Below are 6204 nucleotides of genomic sequence, written 5' to 3' on the forward strand. Positions count from 1 at the left end.
ATACAAGAGAGATGGCTTCTAATAAAAATATAAATATAAACCTTAAAATCTGGCGTCAGAAAGATGCTAAATCTAAAGGACAAATAGAAACTTACAAACTTGATAACGTTTCTACTGCAAGTTCATTCCTTGAAATGCTTGATCAGCTGAACGAACAGCTTATCAACGAAAGAAAAGAACCTGTGGCTTTTGACCATGACTGCCGTGAAGGTATTTGCGGTATGTGTTCACTATACATCAACGGACAGGCTCACGGACCGGCTAGTAAAGTTACAACGTGCCAGCTGCACATGAGATCGTTTAAAGATGGCGATACTATCTATGTTGAACCATGGAGAAGTAAAGCATTCCCTGTAATTAAAGACTTGGTTACTGACCGTAGTTCTTTCGACAGGATTCAGCAGGCAGGTGGTTTCGTTTCTGTAAACACTTCAGGACGTACGATCGATGCTAATGCTACCCCGGTTCCTAAACATGATGCTGACAGGTCTTTCGAGGCTGCTGCATGTATCGGTTGTGGTGCTTGTGTTGCAAGCTGTAAAAACGGTTCGGCTATGCTATTCGTTGGAGCAAAAGTATCTCAGTATGCATTGCTTCCGCAAGGTAAGGTTGAGGCAACTCAGCGTGTACTTAACATGGTAAGGCAGATGGACGAAGAAGGATTTGGTAACTGTACAAATACAGGTGCATGTGAAGTTGAGTGTCCTAAAGGAATCTCTCTTGAGAACATCGCACGTATGAACAGGGAATATCTTTTCGCAAGCGTTAAATAATCAACGAAGATTAATTATACTGAAACGCCCCCGCTGTAGCGGGGGCGTTTTTTATGTCCGCTTTTTTGTATTTTTACCCTAAACCACCTGTCATGAAAATCTCTCTTATTCAAACCTCCCTTATCTGGGAAAATGCCCGGACTAACCGTGCTAATTTCGAAAGGCTCATTAACAGCATTCAGGAAGAAACGGATATTATCCTGCTACCCGAGATGTTCTCTACGGGCTTCACTATGGAGCCAGAAACGGTTGCTGAAAGCATGGAAGGGGAAATGATACAATGGATGAAAGCCATGGCTGCCGCAAAAGATTGTGCAGTGGCAGGAAGTATTGTAATTGCTGAAAATGGAAATCACTATAACCGTTTTTTGTTTGCATTGCCTGACGGCGAAATAAAGATGTATGACAAACGCCACCTGTTTTCACTTGCGGGTGAGAACAAAGCATATACCGCAGGTGTAAACAGGCTTATTATAGACTACCGTGGCTGGAAGATTTGTCCGCTGGTGTGCTACGACCTTCGTTTTCCTGTTTTTTCGCGTAACACCGAAGATTTTGACTTGCTACTTTATGTTGCTAACTGGCCCGCTCCGCGCATTCATGCGTGGGATACCTTGTTAAAGGCTCGTGCTATTGAAAATATGTGTTATGTGGCAGGCGTGAACAGGACAGGGCAGGACAATAATGGGCATAATTATCCCGGGCATTCTCAGGTTGTTGACTTCCTTGGTGCCAATGTAATTGCTCCTTCGGAGAGCGAAGGTGTCTTTACTGTAGAAATGAATAAGCAAAGCATGCTTGAAACCCGTAAAAAGTTTGATTTCTTAAGCGACAGGGATAGTTTTAGTCTCCAAGATTAAAGATTTCTTCCGGATCCCAGTTAGCACGCACATCTATTACCTTAGGCATATAGATAACCTCTTCCGGCTGTCGTCTTAGCAGGTAGTCGCCGGTATCCCATTCTTTGTTCTTATTGTCGTCATAATATATCCTTAGTGTATATTTATCGGGCAATACGGCATCAAAGTTTATTTTGGTTTCACCTTCAGAATAGTAGAAAGCTTCGACAGTTCCTTTGCTGTTAAGTACTTCCAGCATCAGCGGAAATCTTTTTGCATTGGCAAGTGTCAGGCGCAGGTTGCCATAGTCGGCATAGGTTCTTGTGGATAACTTGTAATTAAGGGTGTCGTTCTCTTTTTCGTAGAAGTCTTTAAGTGCACCGGGCATGAGTGTCATGGTATATTTTTGGCTTTCCTCTTTCGGGAAATCAAAGACCAGTTCCTGTTTAAGTTTATCGTAGGCCATCGTGTATTTCATGGCAATAGAATCCTTGTTTATCAGGCGTATTTTTGTGCTGTCTATGCTGATAAGCGGAGTACTGGATGAAAGTGTGAACTTTTCCCTGAAATGCAGCCCTCCTTTTTGTACTGCATCAATAGCAAGTGAATCGGCGGCTTTGAGTTCTTTGAATTTCACATTGAACTTTTTAATAGAATCGCGGTATGTTACGGTTACTTTAAGAGAGTCGGCAGTAATCTTTCGGGGAAGCCATACCTGCAACGAGTCTTTGTCTTTAACCTTAGTGGCTATAGATGGAATATCTTCAGTATCGGCACCATTGCGTACCTGTATTTTTATGTTTTCGTAGTCTTTGCCTTCATATCCGGCATAGAGCTTATTGGAATTCGCCTGAATTGGCTTTAATGCTTTAAATGGCCTTTTTTCCTGAAACAGCTCGAGTTCATAAATTGTATCGTTAGGCACATTTATGGTTTGATTAAGAAAACCAAGTTTGTCTGTTTTTGGGTCAAATTTATAATTGTTATTTCCGTCCTTCAGTGCAAAAAGATGGTATTTGCCCTGCTTAAGGTTTTGCAGCGAAAACTGTACCATGCTGTCCAGTGTATTGGTCACATAACGTGGACGTTGTTTGTAGATGGTAGAATCGGTAAAAGTGGAGTCGGCCTCATAAAGCATCACGGTAACAAAATTATCAGTTTTGGCAGAATAAGCATCTTTGATTTTTCCGTTAAGTGTAAGCGAATCAATATAGGTACCTGTAGAGAATATGAATTTAAACTGGGAATACGGATTACCTTCATTATTGTCAGTAATACTCTGCCCAAAGTTAAAGCTGTATGTGGTGTTTTCTTTAAGAGTGTCTTTTATTTTTATGTTGATAAACTTGCTCGAGCTTCCGGCAGGGGTAATCACCGGTGGATTTTCCATTGGCGGTGAGATGATAAGCTGCTTGTTTACGTCTTTTATCTTAATATATTCGTTAAAGTTTATACGTATCTCACTGCCTTTAAATTCGGTGCTCATGTTCTTGGGAGAACTGCCGGTGATGTAAGGAGGAATAGTGTCTTTTGCTCCTCCGGTGATACTACCTCTTTTAGCACATGAAGTAAAAGCCAGGGAGGCAAACAGTAAAAAAAGGAGAATTCTATTTTTCAGCATATCGTATTCTTTGACTGCACAAAATAACGATTATATTCCGTCTTAAGGAAATTTTTTTGACACGAACCTGCCTGCCGGCAGACAGGTTGCATGCAAGGATACTAATTTTTCAGAATTGCTTATATAATTTGTAAAATTGGAGTGATTCGTGGCTAAAGCGAATGCTTAACTATGAGCATAAGCAATGGTGACGATGCTTACTTTAGCTCCGGGAATCTTAAGCAGTGCTTTGCCGCAGGCTTCAAGAGTAGCACCGGTGGTAATCACATCATCTACTAACAGAAAATGCTTGTTGGTTTCGTTACCGGTTGGCCTGACATCAAAGGCTTCGCTTATTATTTCTGCCCTTGCTTCAAGATTTTTCTTTGTCTGGGTTTTGGAATAGGTTGTGCGCAGCAATATATCGTTGTTAAAGTCTTTGCCAAGGCCTTCTGCCAGTGCTTTGCCAAAACCGGCAACCTGGTTATAACCTCTCTGGCGCAGCCTTTTTTTATGTAGTGGTACCGGTACTACTTCGGTTACGGTCTTTAAGGCCTCAACATCTTTAATATCCTGAGCATACCATTTCCCTATAAGGGAGCCTATCTCTTCTTTACCGCGGTATTTCATGTTGTGGATAAGTTCCTGAACAATACCTTCTTTATGGAAGTACACTACCGATGAAGCATGTTCTAAAGGAAGCCTGCCTCTGAATTTTTTTACGGTTTCGTTATTCTCGTCAAGATGATGCTGCGTAAAAGGCATGTCGTGCCGGCAGTGAGTACAAACCAAATGTTCGCTTTCTAATAGCGTCTTGCCGCATCCCGAACATGGTTTTGGGAAAAGTAAATTAAGTAAGGATCTAATCATTGGGGGTGTGATTTGATTGTAAATATAATAAATTAGTGTCTGGTTTTCAGAAAAATAGAATTAATCCTATTAATGCGTTAAAATGCTGTTGAAATAATATATTTCCCTTAGTAATTGCAGAGGCAGATATTTTCTGATTATTGTGAGGCGGTATATACAACTGGTTTTTATATTTTTGCACAACTATGGCAAAACAAGAAGATTTATTTAAGAATGTTATTTCGCATGCAAAAGAGTACGGGTTTATTTTCCCGTCGAGCGAAATATACGACGGACTTAGCGCTGTATATGATTATGCGCAAAATGGTGCCGAACTGAAAAAGAATATCAGGGAATACTGGTGGAAATCTATGGTGCAGATGCATGAGAATATTGTGGGAATTGATTCCGCGATCTTTATGCACCCCACAACATGGAAAGCATCGGGGCACGTAGATGCCTTTAATGACCCTTTGATCGACAACAAAGATTCTAAAAAAAGATACAGGGCCGATGTGCTTATTGAGGATTATGCCGAGAAGATAAACCAGAAAGCCCAAAAAGAAATAGAAAAAGCAAGAGTGCGTTTTGGCGATGCCTTTAACGAACAGGAATTTATTACCACTAATACACGTGTGGTAGAATACCTTGCTAAAAAGAAAGAGATACTTGAGCGTATGGCACGCTCGCTGGAAACAGAGAACCTTGCCGACGTAAAAGCACTTATCGAAGAGCTTGAGATCGCCGATCCTGAAACCGGTTCTAAAAACTGGACAGAGGTACGTCAGTTTAACCTGATGTTTGGTACCAAGCTGGGTGCTGAAGCTGCTACTGCAATGGACTTGTACCTTCGTCCGGAAACGGCACAGGGTATATTCGTGAACTTCCTGAACGTACAGAAGACCGGCCGTATGAAAATACCGTTTGGTATTGCACAAACGGGTAAGGCTTTCCGTAACGAGATTGTTGCAAGACAGTTTATTTTCCGTATGCGTGAGTTCGAACAAATGGAAATGCAATTCTTCGTTCGTCCGGGCGAAGAGATGAAATATTATGAGTACTGGAAAGAAACAAGGCTAAAATGGCACCTTTCATTAGGTCTTGGTAAAGAGAACTACCGTTTTCATGATCACGAAAAGCTGGCACACTATGCTAATGCTGCTGCCGATATTGAGTTTAACTTCCCATTCGGCTTTAAAGAACTTGAGGGTATACACTCAAGAACTGACTTTGACCTTAAGGCGCATGAGCAGTTCTCGGGTAAGAAACTTCAGTATTTTGATACAGAACTAAACCAGAACTATACACCATATGTAGTAGAGACTTCTGTAGGCCTAGACAGGATGTTTCTTGCGGTTTTCTCTAACTCATTAAAAGAGGAAACTCTTGAGGACGGTACTACACGTACGGTACTTGCTCTTCCTTCGGTGCTTGCACCTACTAAGGCAGCGGTACTTCCGTTGGTTAAGAAAGACGGGCTGCCTGATGTTGCAAGAGAAATCATCGAAGACCTTAAATGGGACTTCAATGTGGCTTATGACGAGAAAGATGCAGTAGGCCGCCGTTACAGAAGACAGGATGCTTTAGGTACCCCTTTTTGTATCACGGTTGACCACCAGACACTCGAAGATCAGACGGTAACTATACGTCATCGCGACAGTATGCAGCAGGATAGAGTTAAAATTTCTGAATTGAGAGGAATAATTAATGAAGCGGTTTCGGTTCGGAACTGGCTGATGAATATGTAATTACAAATTAAAAGCTGTCTGAAAAGGCAGCTTTTTTTTATCATAGAGGTTTCCGAAACAAAAAAAGTTTAGAAAACTTTTGGAATTAAAAGGAAAAAGGATTTACCTTTGCACCCCGCTTAACAGAGCAACGTACTTTGAGATACTGACCGCATTTTTACCCTTGTACTAAGGAGTAGAAATAACCGAAAAAAAAGTTCAGAAAACTTTTGGAATTAAAGGGAAAAAGTATTTATCTTTGCCCTCCCAAACCGCAAGGATTTGGAAGTTCATAAAAGACTGGAAGACTTAAAAAGGTAGGCTTTAAAAAAAGAAAAATTTTTTTTTGAAAAAGCTTGCGGGATTAAAAAGAAGTTGTAGTTTTGCAGCCGCTTTGAGAACGAAAGTTCTGGGGC

The 6204-nt window shown here is 41.1% G+C and carries 5 protein-coding genes; 3 read left to right on the forward strand and 2 right to left on the reverse strand.

The window, feature by feature from the left end; all coding sequences use genetic code 11:
• Window positions 1-11 precede the first annotated feature (11 nt).
• Window positions 12-773 carry a succinate dehydrogenase/fumarate reductase iron-sulfur subunit gene (locus tag ACX0HA_RS05200; RefSeq protein ID WP_458844208.1) on the forward strand — a complete coding sequence of 254 codons (762 nt, stop codon included), beginning with the start codon at window positions 12-14 and terminating at the stop codon, window positions 771-773.
• A 92-nt stretch (window positions 774-865) separates the two neighbouring features.
• Window positions 866-1633 carry an amidohydrolase gene (locus ACX0HA_RS05205; protein WP_458844209.1) on the forward strand — a complete coding sequence of 256 codons (768 nt, stop codon included), beginning with the start codon at window positions 866-868 and terminating at the stop codon, window positions 1631-1633.
• Here ACX0HA_RS05205 and ACX0HA_RS05210 read toward each other — a convergent pair.
• Window positions 1617-3233, reverse strand: a complete 1617-nt coding sequence (locus tag ACX0HA_RS05210; protein ID WP_458844210.1) for an Ig-like domain-containing domain — start codon at window positions 3231-3233, stop codon at window positions 1617-1619. The genes ACX0HA_RS05205 and ACX0HA_RS05210 overlap by 17 nt on opposite strands.
• Before the next feature lie 165 nt (window positions 3234-3398).
• Entirely contained in the window at window positions 3399-4082 is a 684-nt protein-coding gene (locus ACX0HA_RS05215) for a ComF family protein (protein WP_458844211.1), read from the reverse strand.
• Window positions 4083-4267: 185 nt separating this feature from the next.
• Between ACX0HA_RS05215 and ACX0HA_RS05220 the strand changes: the two genes are divergently transcribed.
• On the forward strand, window positions 4268-5809 hold the full coding sequence (locus ACX0HA_RS05220; protein ID WP_458844212.1) for a glycine--tRNA ligase: 1542 nt from the start codon (window positions 4268-4270) through the stop codon (window positions 5807-5809).
• The last annotated feature ends 395 nt before the right edge of the window (window positions 5810-6204 follow it).

Source organism: Flavobacterium hauense, from assembly GCF_054457175.1.